Annotated in this window: 20 protein-coding genes and 1 tRNA gene; 7 read left to right on the top strand and 14 right to left on the bottom strand. The window is 45.7% G+C overall.

From position 1 onward, the window contains the following. Positions 1-57: 57 nt before the first annotated feature. The 11 genes from H7R39_RS00390 to H7R39_RS00340 all read right to left on the bottom strand — a co-directional run bounded on the left by H7R39_RS00390 (position 58) and on the right by H7R39_RS00340 (position 10,304). Positions 58-735, bottom strand: coding sequence for a response regulator transcription factor (locus tag H7R39_RS00390; protein WP_122862540.1), 678 nt, complete (start codon positions 733-735; stop codon positions 58-60). Beyond that, positions 732-1,949, bottom strand: coding sequence for a PAS domain-containing sensor histidine kinase (locus H7R39_RS00385; protein WP_185897477.1), 1,218 nt, complete (start codon positions 1,947-1,949; stop codon positions 732-734). The genes H7R39_RS00390 and H7R39_RS00385 overlap by 4 nt, the downstream gene beginning before the upstream one ends. Next, positions 1,942-2,613 carry a sulfite exporter TauE/SafE family protein gene (locus tag H7R39_RS00380; RefSeq protein ID WP_185898464.1) on the bottom strand — a complete coding sequence of 224 codons (672 nt, stop codon included), beginning with the start codon at positions 2,611-2,613 and terminating at the stop codon, positions 1,942-1,944. The genes H7R39_RS00385 and H7R39_RS00380 overlap by 8 nt, the downstream gene beginning before the upstream one ends. Positions 2,614-2,719: 106 nt before the next feature. Continuing rightward, positions 2,720-3,838, bottom strand: a complete 1,119-nt coding sequence (gene carA / locus H7R39_RS00375) for a glutamine-hydrolyzing carbamoyl-phosphate synthase small subunit (protein WP_185897476.1) — start codon at positions 3,836-3,838, stop codon at positions 2,720-2,722. Continuing rightward, positions 3,835-4,386, bottom strand: a complete 552-nt coding sequence (locus H7R39_RS00370) for a DUF507 family protein (RefSeq protein WP_002949092.1) — start codon at positions 4,384-4,386, stop codon at positions 3,835-3,837. The genes carA and H7R39_RS00370 overlap by 4 nt, the downstream gene beginning before the upstream one ends. Positions 4,387-4,702: 316 nt before the next feature. Beyond that, complete coding sequence (locus H7R39_RS00365; protein WP_185897475.1) at positions 4,703-5,332, bottom strand: MotE family protein; 630 nt, start codon at positions 5,330-5,332, stop codon at positions 4,703-4,705. Next, positions 5,329-5,757 carry a flagellar export protein FliJ gene (locus tag H7R39_RS00360; RefSeq protein WP_185897474.1) on the bottom strand — a complete coding sequence of 143 codons (429 nt, stop codon included), beginning with the start codon at positions 5,755-5,757 and terminating at the stop codon, positions 5,329-5,331. The genes H7R39_RS00365 and H7R39_RS00360 overlap by 4 nt, the downstream gene beginning before the upstream one ends. Before the next feature lies 1 nt (position 5,758). Next, a complete protein-coding gene (locus tag H7R39_RS00355; RefSeq protein ID WP_185897473.1) occupies positions 5,759-7,009 on the bottom strand; it encodes an adenylosuccinate synthase in 1,251 nt (416 codons plus the stop codon). Then, positions 7,006-7,875: an ATP phosphoribosyltransferase regulatory subunit gene (locus H7R39_RS00350; RefSeq protein ID WP_185897472.1), complete on the bottom strand. Its 870-nt coding sequence runs from the start codon at positions 7,873-7,875 to the stop codon at positions 7,006-7,008. Before H7R39_RS00350 ends, H7R39_RS00355 begins: the two co-directional genes overlap by 4 nt. Then, complete coding sequence (locus H7R39_RS00345) at positions 7,872-10,124, bottom strand: PAS domain S-box protein (protein WP_228724690.1); 2,253 nt, start codon at positions 10,122-10,124, stop codon at positions 7,872-7,874. The genes H7R39_RS00350 and H7R39_RS00345 overlap by 4 nt, the downstream gene beginning before the upstream one ends. Positions 10,125-10,206: 82 nt before the next feature. Then, positions 10,207-10,304, bottom strand: a tRNA-Sec gene (locus H7R39_RS00340). A gap of 92 nt (positions 10,305-10,396) precedes the next feature. Here H7R39_RS00340 and H7R39_RS00335 point away from each other — a divergent pair. Beyond that, positions 10,397-11,005, top strand: a complete 609-nt coding sequence (locus tag H7R39_RS00335; protein WP_185897471.1) for a BON domain-containing protein — start codon at positions 10,397-10,399, stop codon at positions 11,003-11,005. 221 nt (positions 11,006-11,226) lie between these two features. Here the strand turns inward: H7R39_RS00335 and H7R39_RS00330 are convergent, their stop codons facing one another. From H7R39_RS00330 to H7R39_RS00320, 3 genes are read right to left on the bottom strand one after another with little or no spacing between them, the layout of a single operon-like run. Further along, positions 11,227-13,686, bottom strand: coding sequence for an efflux RND transporter permease subunit (locus tag H7R39_RS00330; RefSeq protein WP_185897470.1), 2,460 nt, complete (start codon positions 13,684-13,686; stop codon positions 11,227-11,229). A 7-nt stretch (positions 13,687-13,693) separates the two neighbouring features. Continuing rightward, positions 13,694-14,281: a Tgt2/MlaC family protein gene (locus H7R39_RS00325; protein ID WP_009492442.1), complete on the bottom strand. Its 588-nt coding sequence runs from the start codon at positions 14,279-14,281 to the stop codon at positions 13,694-13,696. A 1-nt stretch (position 14,282) separates the two neighbouring features. After that, positions 14,283-15,104 carry an MlaA family lipoprotein gene (locus H7R39_RS00320; protein ID WP_185897469.1) on the bottom strand — a complete coding sequence of 274 codons (822 nt, stop codon included), beginning with the start codon at positions 15,102-15,104 and terminating at the stop codon, positions 14,283-14,285. Positions 15,105-15,167: 63 nt separating this feature from the next. Here H7R39_RS00320 and H7R39_RS00315 point away from each other — a divergent pair, with 63 nt between their 5' ends. Genes H7R39_RS00315 through H7R39_RS00290 form a run of 6 tightly spaced genes read left to right on the top strand, consistent with a single transcriptional unit; the run spans position 15,168 to position 19,131 of the window. Beyond that, positions 15,168-15,950, top strand: a complete 783-nt coding sequence (locus tag H7R39_RS00315; protein WP_122863693.1) for a TOBE domain-containing protein — start codon at positions 15,168-15,170, stop codon at positions 15,948-15,950. A gap of 2 nt (positions 15,951-15,952) precedes the next feature. Next, a complete protein-coding gene (modA, locus tag H7R39_RS00310) occupies positions 15,953-16,702 on the top strand; it encodes a molybdate ABC transporter substrate-binding protein (protein ID WP_185897468.1) in 750 nt (249 codons plus the stop codon). After that, on the top strand, positions 16,699-17,079 hold the full coding sequence (locus tag H7R39_RS00305) for a TOBE domain-containing protein (RefSeq protein ID WP_185897467.1): 381 nt from the start codon (positions 16,699-16,701) through the stop codon (positions 17,077-17,079). Before modA ends, H7R39_RS00305 begins: the two co-directional genes overlap by 4 nt. Then, positions 17,076-17,996, top strand: a complete 921-nt coding sequence (locus H7R39_RS00300; RefSeq protein ID WP_185897466.1) for an ABC transporter ATP-binding protein — start codon at positions 17,076-17,078, stop codon at positions 17,994-17,996. Before H7R39_RS00305 ends, H7R39_RS00300 begins: the two co-directional genes overlap by 4 nt. Further along, on the top strand, positions 17,993-18,667 hold the full coding sequence (gene modB / locus H7R39_RS00295) for a molybdate ABC transporter permease subunit (RefSeq protein WP_122862523.1): 675 nt from the start codon (positions 17,993-17,995) through the stop codon (positions 18,665-18,667). The genes H7R39_RS00300 and modB overlap by 4 nt, the downstream gene beginning before the upstream one ends. Then, entirely contained in the window at positions 18,664-19,131 is a 468-nt protein-coding gene (locus H7R39_RS00290; RefSeq protein ID WP_185897465.1) for a redoxin family protein, read from the top strand. The genes modB and H7R39_RS00290 overlap by 4 nt, the downstream gene beginning before the upstream one ends. Positions 19,132-19,193: the final 62 nt, after the last annotated feature.

Genomic DNA, 19,193 nt, shown 5'->3' with positions numbered 1-19,193 from the left:
TATTAAAATTTAACCGCAAAATCGCTTAATCGTTTTAAATTTACGCTACTTTAAATTTTACTTTTTCAGCTCGATTTTATAGCCTAGGCCGGGCGAGTTTTTGATAAGACCGGCGCCCACTTTATCGCGTATTCGCTTGATAAATGTTCTAACGGCCGGATCGTTTACCTTTTCGCCAAACCACACCACGTTTCTGATCTCCTCGGTTAAAACGAGCGTACCGATACGTTTAACTAAAAGCGAGATAAAGGCCAGTTCTTTTTTGGTTAGCGCGATCTCGACGCCGTTTTTTACGAGCACTTTTTTGGTTTGATTAAACGAATATCCGCCCGAAATCTCGATGATATCGGCGCCTATGATTTTAGTTTTTACGATCTGTTCCAGCACGACGAAAAGCTCGTCCATGTCGATAGGCTTTATCACGTATTTATCGATACCCACGTCGATAGCTTTTAGCAGCTTTTCCTTTTCGCTATACGCGCTTAGGATCACTACGGGCGTGTTTTTTGAGAACTCTTTTATCTGCCTTGACATCTCAAGTCCGTCCATGATAGGCATCATGATGTCGGCTATTACGATATCGGGGCTAAATTTTTTAAATTTCTTAAGCCCTTCGTCGCCGTTTGAGGCCGATATGACCTTTTGAAATACGCCTCCGAAAACCTCTTGCATCGACTCCCTTATGCTATCCTCGTCCTCGACTAGCAGTAGCGTTAGCTCTTTAAAATTTTTCATTTTCCATCCTTTAGCGGCAGTTTTATCTCAAATTCCGCTCCAAATTTTACGTTTTTAGCGCCGGCGCTTCCGCCGTGATTTTTGGCTATGCTTTTTAGCATATATAGACCGATGCCCGTACCCGCGCTCGGGTGCTTCGTGGTGAAATACGGCTCAAAAATCTTGTCCATTATCTCGTCTTTTATACCGCCGGCATTATCTGTTACTCTTATGATAGCAAATTTATCCTTTTTTTCTAACGTTAGCGTTACTTTTTTATCGCTTTTTTTATTTGCCAGCGCATCTTTGGCGTTAGAAAGCAGTATGATCACGGCCTGACAAAGTTGCGACTCAAAACCGTAAATTTGCCCCTCGCTTTTTAGCTCCAAATTTACGTCTATGCCCTCTTTTTCGTAGGTTCCCTGCACCATCTTTAGCGCGTTTTCTACCGCAGCCGAGGGCAAAAATGCCTCCCTCTCGCGCTCGACGCTAAAAAAGTTTCTAAAGTCCTCTATCGTCTGCGACATGCCCTTTATCACGCGCTTTGCGTGCTCATAACCGGCCTCGAATTTCTCGTTTGCCTTGACGCTCTCTTTTAGCTTAAAAAGCGTGATACTAAGCTCGTTTAACGGCTGGCGCCACTGGTGAGCGATGTTTGCGATCATCTCGCCCATCGAAGCTAGACGCGACTGCAAAAAGAGAATTTTGGTTTTTTCCTCGTTTTTTTTGATCTCGGCTTTTACCAAATTTTCTAGATTTTGGTTTAAATTTACGAGCTCAGCCGTCTGCTCGGCGACTCTGTTTTCGAGATTTTCGTTTAAATTTAACAGCTCTTTTTTCGTCTTTTCAAGCTCGTTGTTTAGGTTTATCACGTCCGTCACATCGTATCTGATCGCAAGAAACTCCTCGATCTCGCCGCTTAAATTTAAAATCGGTATGATGGTCGTGTTTAGATAGACGTCGCGGCCGTCTTTGGTGCGGTTTCTTATCGTGCCTTTGTGCACTTTTTTGGCTAAAATCGTATCCCAAAGCCGCGCAAAAACCTCTTTTGGCACCTCGGGATGGCGCACGATGTTGTGATTTGCGCCGATTAGCTCCTCGCGCGTAAAGCCCGACATCTTACAAAACTCGTCGTTTACGAAGGTGATAGTGCCGTTGGTGTCGGTCTTTGAGACGATGTTACTAGCCTCGATAGCCTCTTGATACTGCCTGAATCTTGCTTTGATGTTATCCATTGCTCGCCGTAAATCCTATAAAAGATAGATAAATTCCGTAAATTATTATCGCCGCGCCGCTTAAATTTAGCGCGTATTTTTTAAATTTTTCGCTCACTGCCTTTAAAACCAGCGCGTAAAAACTCATCGCAAAAAAGCTAACTACGCCAAACGTAGCCGCGATCGCCGCGCCCTTTGCTCCGCTGCCGCTAGCTACAGCTAAAGCTAAAAAATAATAAACCACCCCGCACGGCAGCAGCCCGTTTAAAAACCCGAGCACTAAAAACCCCGGCACGCTATTTTTCGCGATCGCGGCTTTTATTTTTTCGTTTAAAATTTTGGATAAAAATGCGTTTTTCTCGATGAAATTAAGTAGCGTCCCGCGTCTAATGAGCGCGACGCCCAAAACCGCCATAAAAACGCCGACGGCAAAAAACAAGTAGCCTCGCGCCGCAAGAGATAGCGTAAATACGCCGCCAAACGACCCGAAAATAAAGCCAAGTAGCATATAAGCGCAAATTCTAGCCAGGTTATATCCCGCTATCATCGCCACGCTAAAAATTTTACCTTTACCGCTCAAAAACCGCGCGAGCACGATAGCAAAACCGCCGCACATACCCGCGCAGTGGCCCACCGAGCTAAGCGCCGCGACGCTCAAAATCGAAACAAACTCCGCGCCGCTCATCAAATTTGACCGTAAAATTTCATTTGCGAATTTTAGCCACGCTAGAGTTAAATTTGACCCGCAAATTTAACCCCAAATTTTGCTCAAATTTGACTGCGACTAGCAACTATAAAATTTCTAAAAATTGTTTAAAGATATATTTACTCTCGCTAGGCCCGCCGCTAGCCTCGGGGTGATGCTGCACCGAAAATACCGGATAATCCTTGTATCTCACGCCCTCGATCGTGCCGTCGAAAAGATTTCTATGCGTGATCTCGGCGACCTGCGCGATCTCCTCGGGAACGTTGTAGTTGTGGTTTTGCGCCGTTATCTCGACTACTTTGGTTTGTAAATTTAAAACCGGGTGATTTGCGCCGTGCTGACCGAATTTTAGTTTGTACGTCTCAAAGCCAAACGCATTGCTAAGCAGCTGATGGCCTAGGCAAATGCCAAAAATCGGCACTCGCGCTTCGATCAGCTTTTTTATCTGCGTGATCTCGTTTTTTAGAGCCTTTGGCTCGCCGGGCCCGTTTGAGAGAAACACGCCGTTTATCTCGCCTTTGTTAAATTTAGCTATGAGCTCGTCTGCTTGCACGTCGTGCGGATAAATTTGCGTCTCAAGGCCTGTTTCACAAAGCTCGTTTAGGATGTTACGCTTTACGCCGTAGTCGATGACGGCGATCTTTTTGCCGTTTGATTTTAGCGCGGTGTAGGCTTTGCTAGCGTGATCCCAGGCGCCCTTTTCGTGAGCGTAAATTTTCTCGGTGCTCACCTTTGCTACGTAGTTTATCTCCGAGATTTTAGGCGAGTTTTCGAGTAGCTTTTTTAGCTCTTTTTCGTCTGAAATTTCAGTCGATATCACCGCGTGTAGCGCGCCATTATCGCGTAGCATCTTGGTTAAGAATCTCGTATCGATATCATAAACGCCAAATTTGCCTTGCTCTTTGAAAAATTCTTCCAAGCTTTTTTGCGAGCGGAAATTTGACGCGGTAGAGTTAAAATCCCTCATCAAAACGCCGCTAGCGTGGATTTTCGCGCTCTCCATGTCATCTTCGTTTACGCCCACTATGCCGATTTCTGGCATGGTAAAAACGATAAACTGCCCCGCATAGCTAGGATCACTCATGATCTCTTGATAGCCGGTTAGGCTTGTATTAAAGACCATTTCGCCGCTAGCCGTACCGCTCGCGCCAAAGGCCTTAGCCTGCAAAAAAACGCCGTTTTCAAGGTAGATATAAGCTCTCACAGCATGCCTCGTTTTCTTAGCTCGTCCTCGTAGAGCCGCTCAAATACGATGTCGTACTCCTCGGTGCCCGGGATCAGTTTGCGCTTGTAGCCGTCGATCTTGTCGATGACCACGTCTTGTAAAATTTCATACGTTTTTAGATACTCCTCGATCGAGCCGTAGATGATGTTTTTGATACGGTTTTCGGAGACCGTGTAGTCGATGAGTCCCTTTTTCCAAGCGCTTTCAAGCACGAGGTGGGCGACGTTGCTAAAGCGGTCTTCGTACGTAAGTATCACGCCGTACTCTTTGGCGAGTTTCTTTTTTACGAGCCAAAACATATTTTTTCTATCGACTTGCATGCTCTCCATATCGTCTTCGTTCTCGGCGAGCACCTCGTTTACGCGCTCTTCAAGCGCTTTTTCTTTTTGTAAATCGTTATCTAAAATTTCTTTCGCGCATGCCGCTACGGGCTCTACTCCGCGCGTTAAATTTACGAATCCGGACTTTAATAAATCAATAGCGATTTTGTGCGCGATGTAGGGTGTGTGTGGGAGTTTTATACGCATTTTTACCTCTCTTTTTGGGCTTGATTTTAACCAAAATTTGGTAAGAAATACCTAAAATCTCACGGAGTTTTTGTTTTGACGGGCGTTTGTTTTAAGTAAAATTTGAAGCAAAATTTGACGCTCGGATAAAAATGCTTTTAAGACTGAGTACTAGTTAAATTTAGGCTTTAGCGTTAAATTTGACGGCGGTAAAATTTAACCTTTGGAGTCAAATTTGACCGCCAAAGGCTAAATTTAACTTTCGCGTTATCCGCGCAAATTTGAGCTCAAATTTAGACGCGAGCCAAGCTAAATTTAGAGCGTTATAGCCCCAAATTTACAAATTTAGCAGATTTCCAGCAGGGCCGTCTGGAGATGTAGGAGAGACTTCCTGTGTTACGTTTTTTTCGGCTTTTATAAATGGCGGGCCTTGTTTGATTAAAAGCGTGATTTCAGACGCCGCGGTAGGCTCCATTTTTGCCATTATCGCGGAGATTTTTTTAGGGCTTAGTGAGTACATGATGCTAGCCGCATCCGCCCTATCCATCGCGCTTAGCACGTCGGCAGCAGCTTGGTCCTTCATCTTGCCGTAGGTCTCGCCGACCTTGTCGCTAGTCATCGCTTTTAGCTCTTTTACGATTTCCTCGTTTTTCTTTAGCAGCTGCTCGGTTTGCTTTTTTTCCTCTTGCGCGCGGGCTAGAGTTGCGTTTAGCTCAGCCTCTTTGACGGCTAGCTTGGCGTTTCGCTCCTCAAAAAGCGCCGCCGAGCTCGCTCTAAAAGCCTCCAAGCTCTGCCTTGCTTCGTCTATTTTGGCAAGCTCTCTTTTTAGCTCGTCTTTTCTGGTTTCAAATATCGAAACGCAGTCCACCGGGATCTTAAAGCCGCTTTGGCTCGTGCTTTGAGCGTTTATGCCGTTTGCGCCCCAAACGCATAAATTTAAAGTTAGTAAAATCAAAATTTTTTTCAAGCTTTCGCCTCTTTTTGCCTAGTAAAATTCATCGTCGCAAACTCGTCCAGAGCTGCCGCTTCGGCCTTTTTTATCTTTTCTATTTGCGCGCTAAAGTCCTGCGTTTGCAGGTATTTCATCTTTTCGTACTCTAGATTGGCCGCCTTGTGCTGCCGCTCGAGGTGCGCGATATTTTTTTTCATTAGCTCGAGCCGCTCGGTTAGCAGATTCTTTTCTCGCCGTATCGCGCCAAGAAGCTCCAGCGATCCGCGCAGATCGGTCGCAGAGCCACTTGTTGGCATTTCAAATTTTGAAATTTGCTCGGCGGCCTGCGCTATGAAGCCCTCTATCATCGCCGCTTCGTTTCTGGCTCTTGCCAAATTTAGCTCGATTTTGTCTAAATTTCGCTTTTTTATATTTACGATTTGCGTAAATTTGCTTTTCATCTTAGCAAACTATCGCGTCTTCGCGCTCCGGGCTCGTCGATACTATGCCGACTTTTACGCCCGTGATCTCCTCGATGCGTTTGATAAATGCCTTTGCGTTTGCGGGTAGATCGTCAAATTTACGCGCCCCTTCTACCTTATCCCAGCCATCAAGCTCCTCGTAGACCGGTTTTACGCCCTCTAGGTCGCTTGGGAAATACTCGATTATCTTGCCGTTTTTCTCGTAGGCTTTGCAGATTTTTACCTTTTTAAAGCCGTCTAAAACGTCAAGCTTCATCAGCGCAAATTTATCCACGCCGTCAAGCCTCGCCGCATATCTCACGCCGACTGCATCAAACCAGCCCGTACGGCGCGGTCTGCCAGTCGTTGCGCCGTATTCGCGTCCGATATCGCGTATCTTTTCGCCGTCCTCACTCATATCTTCGGTCGGAAATGCGCCGTTGCCAACGCGCGTGGTGTAGGCTTTGATGATACCGATTACCTCGCCGACGTTTTTAGGGCTTAGTCCGATACCGCTGCAGCTGCCTGCGGTTACGGTGTTTGAGCTAGTTACGAAAGGATACGTGCCGTGATCGATGTCTAGCAGCGTGCCCTGCGCTCCTTCGAGTAAAATTTTCTTATCCGCGTCTATCGCATCCCACACCATATGCGTGGTATCAACGATAAATTTACCCAGCGCCGCCTCGTAGCTCTTTAGCTCGCCCAAAAGCTCATCGCGAGCAGGCGCTTTGACGCCTAAAACGTCTAAAAACGCTTTATTTGCCGCAAAATCGGCTAGAATCGCATCGCAAAGTTTCTCGGGATTTTTTAGCTCCCCGACTCGGTGTCCGCTACGGCTGATTTTGTCGCTATATGCAGGCCCTATGCCCTTGCCCGTCGTGCCGATAGCGTGCGCGCCTTTAGCCTTTTCTTTGGCTTGGTCGATTTGCGCGTGATATGGCAAATTTAAATGCGCCTTGTCGCTGATAAACAGCCGTCCCGAGACGTCTCCAAACTGCTTTAGTTCCTCGATTATCGCGGCCGGGCAGAGTACGACGCCGTTGCCGATGATGTTGATTATATTTTTATGAAGTATGCCTGAGGGAACCTGATGCAGCGCGATTTTCTTGCCCTCTACGACGATCGTGTGACCCGCGTTGTGCCCGCCCTGACACCTGCACACCATATCGTAGCCGCCGCTTAGCAGATCTACGATCTTGCCCTTGCCTTCGTCTCCCCACTGTACGCCCACTATCACGTCAGCCTTGCTCATACTCTCTCCTTTTGATCTAAATTTTCGATTAATGCGTCGGTATATACGCCAAAGCCGCTGCTTTTGATGCCCTCTATCTCGTAGTTGCCGCCGCCGCTTAGCACGACGTTGCCGCCTAAAAATCTAAAAAACAGCTTGTCGTAATACCTCATCTTTGAATAATATAACGGAACAATTCTTAAATTTTCATATTTTACCGCCTGCGCCAGCTCTTTTATCTCAAGCAGTGCGGTTTTTATCTCATCCGGCACCAGCGGCAAAATCTCGTCGATGCTTGCTACCGTATTTACGAAGGCTAGCCTTTTTAGCCACTCCTCGTTTTGGTTTAGGATTTTTTCGATCTCGCCGTGCTCAAATATCGAAATAGGTAAATTTAGCAGCCTACACACAATCTGCGGGATCGCGATGTGGCTGATTTGCAGCACGGGCGCGAGGTCAAACGACTCAAAAAGCTCCTTTGCGATCTTGACGCTGGTAGCCAGATCGCTCTCGCCGATTAGCTCGGCGCCGATTTGATAGATTTCAGTGCTCGGATACTTAAAAACCGGCTGGATGTAAAACCAGCGTTTAGGTTCGGTATCTTTTAGGCGTCTAAGCACGATGCGTACGACATCCACGGTGCTATCGGCGCGCAGGCTGATTTGGTGATTTTCGTGATCGCTAAAACGCACCAGAGCCGTCGGCTGTACGCTTAGGTGCTGATGATACGAGAAAAATGGCGTCACGATCTCGTGAAATCCATTTTTCTCCAAAATTTCACTCGCCGCGCGCTCAATCTTTCTTTTTAGTTTCGCGCTTTGTCCGAAATACAGCCTCGTGCCGCTTGGTATTTCGTGCTCGTAAACGCTCGCGTCAAATTCGCTCACTCTTGCTCCTTTGCTTTTGATTCATTCTGTTTTATCTCGGGCTCTACCCACGGCAACTCGTGAAACGCCGCCACGAAGTAGCTAGGCTTTGAGCCGCTATAAACGGTCGCGATACTAAGCTGCTCGAGATAAATTTCGCCACTTTTACGCTTATTATAAATTTCGCCGCTATAAAAGCCTTTTTTCAACAACCTCTTCCACATGTGTTCGTAAAATTTATCATCATGCACGCCTGATTTTAGTAAATTCGACGGCTTGCCGATAGCTTCTTCTTTGGAATAGCCGCTTATCTTGCAAAAGGCTTTGTTAGCGTCTAAAAATACGCCGTCTAACCCGACTACGGCGACGGCTTCTTGCGCGTTTGCAAATAGACTTAAAATGGTATTTTTATACGCGTACTCTTTGCTATCGTTTAGTCGCGCTATCTCCATGCCAGTTTTTGCGGTCAAATTTGCCGCTAGCTTGCTCTCGATAAAATACCCGATCACCTCGTCCACGGTTCTGCCGTCTTTTGAGATAAATTTGATAAATACGCTACAGTTTATGACCTCTAAATTTTTCCTTATCAGCCTGCAAGACTGCAGCGACTCGTTCTCTTTTTTGAGCGAAGCCGCGTTAAATAAGCTAAATTTGATGTTAAATTCATTCGCGAGCCTATCTCGGTCTTCTGGATGGATGATGTTTTTAAACTCGAATTCGTTTGAGAGTATTTCGCTTTTTTTGTACCCCAGCGCACGCTCGATATTGTCCGAAACGCTTGATATATCGCCTATAAAGCGGTCCTTCCAAACTACGCTAAACAGCGGTGAATGAGCGTCTATCTCGCTTTGTTTTTGCGCGTTTTTCTTTAGAGTATTGCTCTTAGTAATGTCTTTTACGACGCAAAAGCCGATCTTTTCGCCATCCGATAGCTCGTAGTTTTGCTTGTAGATGCGCACCTGTTTTATCTCGCCGTCCGCGGCAAAATGGTTCGTTTCGTAAATTTCGCCTTCGTCTTCTTGCAGCGTTTTCATATCGGTCAAATTTGACGCGTTTAGCTCGGCTAAATTTTTATTTTTTATCGCTTCCTCGCTAAATCCGTAAAACTCGCACGCCCTCGCGCTTGCTTCGACGATCTTGCCGCTTTTTGCGTCGATTAACAGCAAGATAAAAGGCCCTTTTTCAAACAAAAATCCGAATTTGCGCGAGTACTCCTCAAATTTCGCCTTTTTCTCGCCGAAATCTCCGTAAAATTTGACGATCTCGTCCGAGATTTGATCAAATTCTTCTACCGAGCCGAATTTTGCGTAGGTCTTGATCTCCTCGCCGTCGCCGGCTTTTGCGACTAAATTTTTGATAGATAAAACGGGCTTTATGACGGAGTTTTTGACGAATTTGACGTAACGAATCGTAAAGATAGCACCCACGGCCAAAAATGCAACGCAGATTAGTAAAAATATTAAATTTTCTTTTACGAATTTACCCATAGAATAGCTTGAAACCACGGCTAAACCGATCCCGGGAACTTTTTGGATATAATAAATCTCGCTATTTAGCGAGCCTAAATTTGCAAATTTTACTTCGTCGCTGTCTAGATAATCAACGTCCACGTCGTAAAGATCAAAGATGTTTTTGCGCTCTAAAACTAGCTCGGGGTTTTGGTGAAATACGATTCTGCCGCTTTTATCTATCGCGAACGAATTTACGCCGATCCTCTCGTATCCGCGCGCAAACTCCTCGTAAATCGCCGTAAAGCGTATGAGCGCAGCCACCATTTTGCCGTTTTTCATCTTTTTTGCGACGAGTCTCGTCGGTACGTCGCTTTTGTCAAACATAAACTCTGATCTTAAAATTTTATCCTCAGGCTCGTTTTCCCAAGGCTTTGATAGGAAAAAGGCGGAGTACGTATCGCGCAAATTTTCATCGCTGACAAACTCTATCTCGCCGCGTTCGTTTACGACGAAAAAGGCCATGTATTCGTTATTGTTTTTTACGGCAAAGTCAAAGATCGCTTTTTGGTCAAAATCGGGTGCTTCAATATATCTTTCGATAAGTTTAAGTTCGTTATCTATATTTACGGCGCGTTCTTTGATGAAAGTTTTAAAGTTAGAATTTGCAGCGTAAATATCCTCTTTTACGCCTTCAAATTTTAAATTTAACCCAAAGCTAGCAGCGCATATCAGAAATACGGCGGTAGCCAAAAACACCGCATATATTCTGCCCAAAACGGCGCGTGCGAGAGGAAATTTGGAGGCGGATGAACTAGCCAAAAGAAAAACCTTAAATTAATTTAATATAAACGGCTTATTGTAGCTGAATTTTGCTTGTTTTAAGATAATAAATTTAGAAGTTTGGCGAGAGGATGAGAGAATCGAACTCCCCGCGAAGCGGTCAACCGCCCCGCCATCGGATTTGAAGTCCGCGAGCGCCACCAGATCGCTTTATCCTCCGCGTCGTTGTATGATGAGCGCGATTATAGCTAAATTTATATAAATTTTAGTTTGATTTCTATAGTATTTGGAGAAAATTTTATAGGTCGGTGATGAACAAGCTATTTGCGCGATTTTTTTTAAAAAGCCTTCTCATTTTCTCGCCGATTTTTTTCCTTGGCGGTTGCCTCGAGCTCTTTACGACCGTGACGCCGCTAACGGGCATAAACGTCTACGACGCCTACCAGATCAGCAAAGACGAGCGCGGTATCTATTCGATAACGAAAGATAAATTTATAAAAACGAAAATCCAGACTAAAATTTTAGCCTCAAGCGGGCTTAGCAACCTAAACGTGGACGTCGAGAGCTTTTACGGCGACGTGTATCTCATCGGCGTGGTGCCTGACGACGAGCACAAAACCAAGCTCGTGAAGCTAGCCAAAAACACCGACGGCGTGAGTAAAATTTACACCTATATTCGCTTTCCTGGCGACGGCGGCGAATGCGAAAGCAACCTCGCCATAATGCTAAAACTAAAAAACAGCTTTTTTAAAGATAGCATAATCAGCGGCACAAGCGTAAGAGTGAGCGTAGTGCAATGCAACGTCGTATTTACGGGCATCATCACCGATATCGAGCAAGAAAAACATGCGATCTGGTACGCCAAGCACATCGACGGCGTGCGGGATGTTTACTCTTTTCTTAAGGTTATGAAAGAGTAGTTTTTCCCTTCAAATTTGAGTTAAATTTAAAGATTTTGTCCTCCAAGGCACACACCGCACGTTTAAAATTAGAAGCCAAATTTTCAAATTTACCAGGACAAGAGACAAACATTCCAGACGGAATAGGCGTAGTTTAATTTTAAAATTTTAACCCGCGAGGGCGCGTATATGAAATACGTAACCGAAGCGGGTTTAAAATTTTAAAGCTTAAAATCCGTCGTTTATGGGGAATTTTTAACGCGGTAAAAGGTTTTGATTAGTGTCGGCAGCAGCACCAGCGCCCCCAGCAACATCATTATCATAACAAGATCGGTCAAAAGTCCGAAATATATCGTCGGGATAAAGTTGCTAGTTACCATTATGCTAAAGCCCAGGATGATCGCAAACGAGGTGTAGTACATCGCGTAGCCGATGCTAGCGTGCGAGGCCTTGATCGACTCGGCGACGTTTTTGCTACGAAGCTCGATTTTTAGGCGATGGATATAGTGGATGATGTCGTCCACGCCGATGCCTATGCTGATAGCCGCTATCGTAATACTCATGATATCAAGCGGGATACCCATCACGCCCATGACGCCAAATACCGCGCAAAGCGGGATCAAATTTGACGTGATAGCGATGGCGGCGAGCTTAATACTTTTAAAAATAATGCAAAAAACGATAAAAAGCGACAAGATCACAAAACCGAAAGAATCTACCTGCGAGGCGATGAGGCTTTGAAGGAGGTTGTTATAAAGCACCATCGCGCCGCTAACTTGCACGCTTGCGTTGTCGTTTGCGATCAAATTTGCGATATCGGTTCTAAGCTCGCGCAAAAACTCGTCCCTGCGTAGCGCATCGTCGCTATCAAGAGTTCGCGCGGTAAAGCGCAGCTCGTTATCTTTTATGCTTACGTAGGGACTTAGGATGATGTCTTTGTATTTTTGCGGGATCTGTTCGTATAGGATCGAGAGCATGAGGCCGTCGGCGGGCTTTTGCGTGATGCGCTCGACGATCTTTACGACGGTGTTTAGGCTGCTGGCGTGCCCGACGAAGCGCTTATTTTCTAGATAGTTATGTACCTTTTTAGCGACGTCGATTTTGTGCTGATTAAACCAGTACTTATCCTCGTTCGCGCTAGCGGCAAACTCGTCGTCAAATTCGTCTTTAGGCTCGTTTTTGGCCGCCTTTTCGTCAAATTTGGGCTTGTTAAATTTGATCAATATATCGACCGGCACCGTGCCGCCTAGCTTCGTATCGATTACCTGCATGCCTTTGTGGATTTCGGTCGTATCTTTAAAATAGCTTATAAAGCTGTTTTCGACTTTTAGCTTTGAGATGCCGTAAAGCCCGAAAATAAGCACCGCAATGCTGATAGCGTAAACGGCGCGGCTGTGATTTAGTGCAAACGCGGCGCAGTGCTTGGTAAAGCTAAATTTATCCTCAAACGTCCTAACGGGAGCAAGCTTTGGCATAAGCGCCATCGCGGAGCCAAATAACAAAAACGCGAGCACGAGTGAGATAGAGATCGACGCACTCATCATGATGCCGAGCATTATGATAGGCTTGATATCAGAAAGCGCAAGCGACAAAAAGCCGATAACGGTCGTAAATATCGCAAAAAACGATGGGCTAGCCTTATCGCGTAGCGTGAGATAGACTAGCTGGCGGTTGTTAAGGTGCGGCTTGGTAAGGCAAAACTCGCGGTAGCTCACGATCAGGTGGATGACGACCGAGATCGTGATGATGAGCTGAAGGGCGATATAGTTTGAGCTGATGACGGTAATCTCCCAGCCAAAAAATCCAAACAGCCCGCTCGCCCAAATAACGCTAATCACGCAGATAAAAATCGGCATAACGATGTAGCGAATCTGCCTAAAAAACAGCCAAAGGCAAAAGACCAAAAGCAGAGTCACGCTGATGCCGTAGGTCGCAAGATCGGATCGCACGAAGCTCACCATATCATCCGCGATCATATTTGCCCCGCCTAAAAACAGGCTCTCGCCGCCGCCAAATTTCGCTATCGTCTCGCGGATCTGCTCGATCGCGGCGTGCTCTTTTATACGCGCTTCGTCGCGGTGAGCTTTAAACTGCGCATTTACCGCATTTAGACGCTGTTTTTGCTCGCTCGTGATATTGCCGTCTAGTTTGGCGTTTAGCAGGGCGTTTCGCTCGTTTAGTATGCTTTGATATTTTTCGTCGGTCTTTAAATTTAGCACGATCGCCGTAGTTTTTAGGTCGCGGCTAACGAGGTTGTTCGTATATAGCGGACTATCCGCAAACTCGCGGCGTACTAGAGTTTTGTTTATATCGGCATCAGCGAGGCTCGGTACATGCTTAACCAGCTCGCCAAGATCGTTAGTTCCGCTTTGAAGCAGCGGGATGTTTAGTACCGAAATAACGCTTGATACGAGCTCGTTTTTTTCTAGTTCGCGGCTTAAATTTTCTATCTTTTCAAGCGTAGAGGGCGCGAGCAGATCGTCTTTTGGCGTGTAGGCGATGACTAGGTAGTTTGGGCTAACATAGCGTTTAAAAACGTCTCTAAAGACGGCTAGATCTTTATCGTTTTCAAGCAGCAGCGTCTCGGTAGATGCGTCCACCTCGAGCTTGCCGCTAAAATATCCAAAAACTAGCGTCGCGGCTAGCACGCCCGCGATAACGCTTTTTGGAAAGTTGACGATAAATTTAAAAATCCGCTTCATCAGCGCCTTATTGCGGAGCTTGGACGGAGTTTAGCTTGCTAAGCAAATTTTCAAAACTCTCGTTTTCCATCAGGCTGTCAAACTGACTGCGGTAGGTTTGGATGATACTAACGCCTAAAATTTCGACGTCGTAGATGAGCCAGCCGCGCTCTTTGGCGTTATAAAATTTATACGTAAAGCCGTAGTTTTTGCCGTCCTCGCCGACCAGATCGGCATTTAGAAAGTAGCGATTTTCATTCGGTTTGGTCGCGTCTTTAAAATTTATAGTTTGGTTTTTGTAGCTTAAGAGTTTATCGACGTAGCTTGACTTTAATCTCTCTTCAAAAGCTTTATTAAATTTGGCCTTTTGCTCGGCATTTAGGTTGTTGTAGCGCTTGCTTAGGGCGATTTTAGACATCTGCTCGTAGTCGAAATATGGATCAAAAACGGCGAAAATTTTACTTATTTTCTCGTCTTTGCTCAAATTTGCGTTTTTTAGCACCTCGATGGCGTCTTGCGTCGTTTTTTGCATCGTAGGCTTTATCTGCTCCTCGCTGATTGCAAAGAGGCTAACCGCGCTAAAAAGCGCAAGCAGGATGATTTTTAAAAATTTCATTTTATTCCTTTATTAAGTGGTTGCGGCGCTGTTCGTAGGCGTCGCGTAGAAACGGATACAGGTCGATCGCGTCTTTTTTAAGATTGTCGTAAGCATCTGGATGTAAAGACAAAAGGTTGCCCTGACGGAAAGTTTTTATCGCAAAGGAGTCTAGCGCCGGCTTTACGTAGCTTATGGGATCGAGGTAATAATCGCCGACTAGACCGACGATATCGCGTAAATTTGACGGGCCGATAAACGGTAAAACCACGTGAAATCCGCTACCAACGCCCCAGTATCCAAGCGTCTGGCCAAAATCCTCGTCGTGGCGCTGCAGATTGTAGTATTTCGCTCCGTCGGTTAGCCCGCCAAAGCCAATGATCGTGTTTGCTAGAAATCTCAGCGTCTCTTCGCCCGCCTCGCTAAATTTAAACTGCAAGAGGTTGTTTACGAAGCGAACGGGATATAAAAGGTTGTCAAAAAAGTTCCCCACTGCAGTTCTAGCAGCCTCGGGCACTACGTAGTTGTAACCTTTTATCGCTGGATGGATGGCGTTTACGTACATAAAATCATTAAATCCAGTCATCATTCTATTATAGCCGCTAAGCGGATCGAAAATCTCGCTAGGCTGCGTAAATTCGTCGTCAAATTCGCTCTTTTCCTGCGTTTGTTCGGCAAAAACGCAACTAAAAAAAAGCAAAAGAGAGAGTAAAAATTTTCTCATCAAATCTCCGAATTTCAAGTCTGCAAAGGCAGTAACCTGAGATTTTATCTCAATGTAGCTTTTAAATTTATAAATTTCAAAATGCCCGGTATTACGAAGTTTCTTTAAGTTATTTTTCATATATATTTAAATATACTTCCTAGCAAATTATTTTTTTATATTGATAGAATTTGGGGGATTTTCATGAAAGCAGACGTTAGTTTAGAGCTATTTTTAGATAGCGGCGTATCGGTGCTAGCTAAGCATATAGAGCTTTTAAAGGCCGTCGAACACACAAAAAGCATAACCAAAGCCGCCGAGTACGTCGGCATCTCGTACAAAAACGCATGGGACAGCCTGGATGCGCTAAATAACCGCTCGGACGAACCGCTAATCGCAAGAGCCGAAGGCAACAAGAAAAACAGCGGCTCGGAGCTTACGCCCTACGGTAAAAAGATGATCGCGCTATACGACGCGATGCTAGAGAGCCAAAAGATATTTTTAGAAAAAGTTTGTTCAAATATAAACGTCGATACGAACGAAATTTTAAATTTACAGCGCATGAGCATGAGTCTAAGCGCCAGAAACCAGCTAAGCTGCGAGATCACGGACGTAAAAACGGGCGCGGTAAATTCGCAAATAAGCGCCAAGCTCTCAAATGGCGAAATTTTACGCGCCAATGTCACGGTCGAGTCTGAAAAAAATCTAAATTTAAAGGTCGGCAAAAAAGTCGTATTTATCTTTAAAGCTCCAAGCGTGATGCTCGCAAAAGAGGAAAATCTAAAACTAAGCGCGGCAAATTTACTAAAAGGACGCGTTATCGAGGCTAAAATCGGCTCCGTAAACGCCGAAATCGTGCTAGAAATCAGCAATCATCAGACGATAACCTCTATCATCACCAAAGAAAGCGCGATGCAAATGCGCATCGGCGTGGGCGACGAGCTCACCGCTATAATCAAAGCAAGTCAAATCATAATAGGAGTATAAAAATGAAAAAAACATTTTTTTCGTTAGTCGTCGCGGCTCTCGCGGCTTTTCATCTAAACGCGGGCGAGATCAACGTATTTGCAGCAGCAAACGTCACTTACGCGTTTGACGAGCTAAAAGCGGAGTTTGCTAAAACAAATCCCGACACCAAAGTAACCGTCACACTAGGAGCTAGCGGCGCGCTATCTACCCAGGTCAAAAACGGCGCTCCGGCCGACGTTTTCATGGCTGCAAATATGAAATTCGTAGAGGATCTATACGATACTAAATTTGCCGTAACCAAGCCCGTAGTATACGCTCAGGGCGCACTTGCGCTATTTACGATCAGAGATATCGATCTAGCTAAGGGTATAAACGCGGTAGAAGGCCTAAAAGCCATCGCGATCGCAAACCCAGAAACCGCTCCGTACGGCAAAGCTAGCATCGAAGCTCTAAAAAAAGCGGGCATCTACGATAAAGTCGAGAAAAACGTCATCCTAGCAAAATCTATCGGCGAGGCTCTAAGCCAAGCTCTAAGCGCTGCCGATGTAGGATTTATCGCGGCCTCTGCTATGTACGATAAAAAAATGGCCGAGTACAAAGAGGGTAAAAACTTCATCCTTATAGATCCCGCGCTTTACACCCCGATCGACCAAGGCATGGTTATCCTAAAACACGGCGAAAACAATCCCGAAGCAAAAGCTTTCTACGACTTCATCAGAAGCGACCGCGCGAAGGAAATCTTTAGAAAATTCGGATACGTCGTCCCGTGATAAAGGCTAAAATTTCGGCGATAGAGCAAAATGACGGCGTTAGCGTTTTTGAGTTTAGCGCCGAAAATTTAAGCCTAAAAATGCTCTCTTTAGAAAATCTGCAAAATTTAAAAATCGGCGACGAAGTTTGGGTAGGCTTTAAAAGCTCGGACGTATTCGTCGCTACTTCCCCGCTTTTAAACTGCTCGGTCTCAAACAAGATAAAAGTGCGAATTTCAGACATCCAAAAAGGCGAGATCACAAGCTCGCTGCATCTAAACGCGGGTGAGTTTGAGTTTGAAAGCATCATCTCTACGGCATCGCTAAAGCGGCTAAATTTAGCGCTGGGCGATCAAATTTACGCCTACGTCAAGGCAACCTCGCTCTACATCGCATGATAGAACTAAACTGCATAAAAAGCCTAAACGGCGCAAACGGGAAATTTGAGTTAGACGTAAATTTAAACGTCAAAAAGGGCGAATTCGTCGCCTTGTACGGCAAAAGCGGCAGCGGCAAAACTACGCTTTTACGCCTGATCGCGGGCTTTGAAACGCCTGATAGCGGAACGATAAAAGCAGGCGGAAGAACGCTTTTTGACAGTAAAAACTTCGCTCCGCCGCAAAGCCGAAATATCGGGTTTTTGTTTCAAGACTACGCGCTTTTTCCGAATATGAACGTGATGAAAAACCTGCTTTTTGCAAATAACGACGTAAATTTAGCCCGCAAGCTGCTGGGTCTTGTCGAGATGAGCTCGCTAGAAAACGCCGCTATCTCGCAGCTCTCGGGCGGTCAAAAGCAGCGCGCCGCCCTAGCCCGCGCACTCATGCGAAAGCCTGAAATTTTACTACTCGACGAGCCGCTCTCGGCGCTTGATAACGCCATGCGCGAAAAACTGCAAGACTACCTTGCCAAGGTGCACGCCGAGTTTGATATGACGACGATTTTGGTTAGCCACGACGTCGCGGAGATCTACAAACTCGCCTCAAAAGTCTTCGTACTTGACGGAGGCAAAATAGCTCAAGAAGGCGGGCCGGGCGAGATATTTTTGAGGCACAGAGGCTCGCAGAAATTTAGCCTGCCGGCAAAAATTTTAGAGATCTCAAAGCGCGATGCCATCTACGTAGCCGTAGTCTCCGTAGGTGGGCAGCTTTGCGAAGTGGCTCTAAGCGCCGCGGAAGCTGCAAATTTAAAAGCAGGCGACGAAGCGGCGATAAGCGCCAAGGCGTTTGGGTTAAATTTGCAAAAAAACGGTGGCGAAAACGACAAATTTGACGAGCGAAACACCGATATTTACGCGCAAAGCGAGCCAAAATGAATATCGATTTTACGCCCTTTTACCTCTCGCTAAAACTTGCTTTTATCTCGACTGCGATCCTGTTTTTTCTCATGCTGCCGGTTGCGTTTTGGCTTAGCCGAGCGAGTTTTAAATTTAAACCCGTGCTCGAGGCCGTGATCTCGCTGCCTCTGGTGCTGCCGCCTTCGGTGCTAGGCTTTTACCTACTGGTTTTTCTCTCGCCTTACAACTTTTTAGGCAAATTTTTTGAGGAAACCTTTGATATCCGTTTGGTTTTTAACTTTTCAGGCCTCATCATCGCTAGCTGCATTTACTCGCTGCCTTTTATGTTTCAGCCGCTTCAGGCGGGTTTTGCTAGCCTGCCAAAGAGCCTTTTTGAGGCGAGCTACTCGCTGGGCAAAGGCAAATGGGAGACGCTTTTTAGAGTCGCTCTGCCAAACATCAAACCCTCGCTTCTGACCGCTCTCATAGTGAGTTTTGCGCATACTTTGGGCGAATTTGGCGTCGTGCTGATGATAGGCGGTAGCGTCGGGGATAAGACTAAAGTCGCCAGTATCGCCATCTACGAGGCCGTCGAGCTCATGGACTACACCAAAGCGCACGTTTATTCGGCAATTATGCTGTTTATAAGCTTTGCGGTGCTATTTTTAGTCTATTTTTTCAACAATTCACACGCAAAGAGGACGCAATGAAAGATATAAACGCAAATCCGGTCAAATTTAACGAGCTAATAGGCGGCAAAAACTGCATAGTTTTTACATATCCGAAAATGGGCGAGAGCGGGAAGTTTTTGCCTGAAAATTTAAAGGATTTAAAGGGATTAACGGGCTGCACGCTTCAGTGCAAAGCCTACCAGGAAAACCTTGCAAAGCTCGAATCCGCGGGCTTTGCGCTAATCGCCGTCGGCTCTCAAAGCGTAGAAAATATGAACGAATTTAAACAAAGCGTAGGCGCAAATTTTATCTTTTTAAGCGACGAAAACTTCGAGCTAGAATCCCCGCTAAATTTGCAAACTTTTACCACGAACGACGGCAAGAAATTTTACCGCCGCCAAACTCTGATTATCAAAAACGGCGAAGTCGTAAAAAGATTTAACGACGTGGCAGAGCCCGTAAACGATGCTACAAACGTACTCGCGGCAATAGAGCTGCTTTAAATTTGGCTGATTTTACGCAAGAGGGCGAGAGATTTAGGGCTCAAATTTGGACGCGAATTTGA

The sequence above is a fragment of the Campylobacter massiliensis genome, from assembly GCF_014253065.1.
GTDB lineage: Bacteria > Campylobacterota > Campylobacteria > Campylobacterales > Campylobacteraceae > Campylobacter_A > Campylobacter_A massiliensis.
This window is presented reverse-complemented; position numbering and strand designations above follow the sequence as displayed.

Bases quoted from the DNA above. Each gene is read 5' to 3' on its own strand.
- H7R39_RS00370 (WP_002949092.1), bottom strand. From the start codon at position 4,386: ATGCGTATAAAACTCCCACACACACCCTACATCGCGCACAAAATCGCT.
- H7R39_RS00335 (WP_185897471.1), top strand. From the start codon at position 10,397: ATGAACAAGCTATTTGCGCGATTTTTTTTAAAAAGCCTTCTCATTTTC.
- modB (WP_122862523.1), top strand. From the start codon at position 17,993: ATGAATATCGATTTTACGCCCTTTTACCTCTCGCTAAAACTTGCTTTT.
- H7R39_RS00385 (WP_185897477.1), bottom strand. From the start codon at position 1,949: ATGGATAACATCAAAGCAAGATTCAGGCAGTATCAAGAGGCTATCGAG.
- H7R39_RS00325 (WP_009492442.1), bottom strand. From the start codon at position 14,281: ATGAAATTTTTAAAAATCATCCTGCTTGCGCTTTTTAGCGCGGTTAGC.
- H7R39_RS00360 (WP_185897474.1), bottom strand. From the start codon at position 5,757: ATGAAAAGCAAATTTACGCAAATCGTAAATATAAAAAAGCGAAATTTA.
- H7R39_RS00290 (WP_185897465.1), top strand. From the start codon at position 18,664: ATGAAAGATATAAACGCAAATCCGGTCAAATTTAACGAGCTAATAGGC.
- H7R39_RS00380 (WP_185898464.1), bottom strand. From the start codon at position 2,613: ATGAGCGGCGCGGAGTTTGTTTCGATTTTGAGCGTCGCGGCGCTTAGC.
- H7R39_RS00320 (WP_185897469.1), bottom strand. From the start codon at position 15,104: ATGAAAAATAACTTAAAGAAACTTCGTAATACCGGGCATTTTGAAATT.
- H7R39_RS00300 (WP_185897466.1), top strand. From the start codon at position 17,076: ATGATAGAACTAAACTGCATAAAAAGCCTAAACGGCGCAAACGGGAAA.
- H7R39_RS00355 (WP_185897473.1), bottom strand. From the start codon at position 7,009: ATGAGCAAGGCTGACGTGATAGTGGGCGTACAGTGGGGAGACGAAGGC.
- H7R39_RS00315 (WP_122863693.1), top strand. From the start codon at position 15,168: ATGAAAGCAGACGTTAGTTTAGAGCTATTTTTAGATAGCGGCGTATCG.
- H7R39_RS00330 (WP_185897470.1), bottom strand. From the start codon at position 13,686: ATGAAGCGGATTTTTAAATTTATCGTCAACTTTCCAAAAAGCGTTATC.
- modA (WP_185897468.1), top strand. From the start codon at position 15,953: ATGAAAAAAACATTTTTTTCGTTAGTCGTCGCGGCTCTCGCGGCTTTT.
- H7R39_RS00390 (WP_122862540.1), bottom strand. From the start codon at position 735: ATGAAAAATTTTAAAGAGCTAACGCTACTGCTAGTCGAGGACGAGGAT.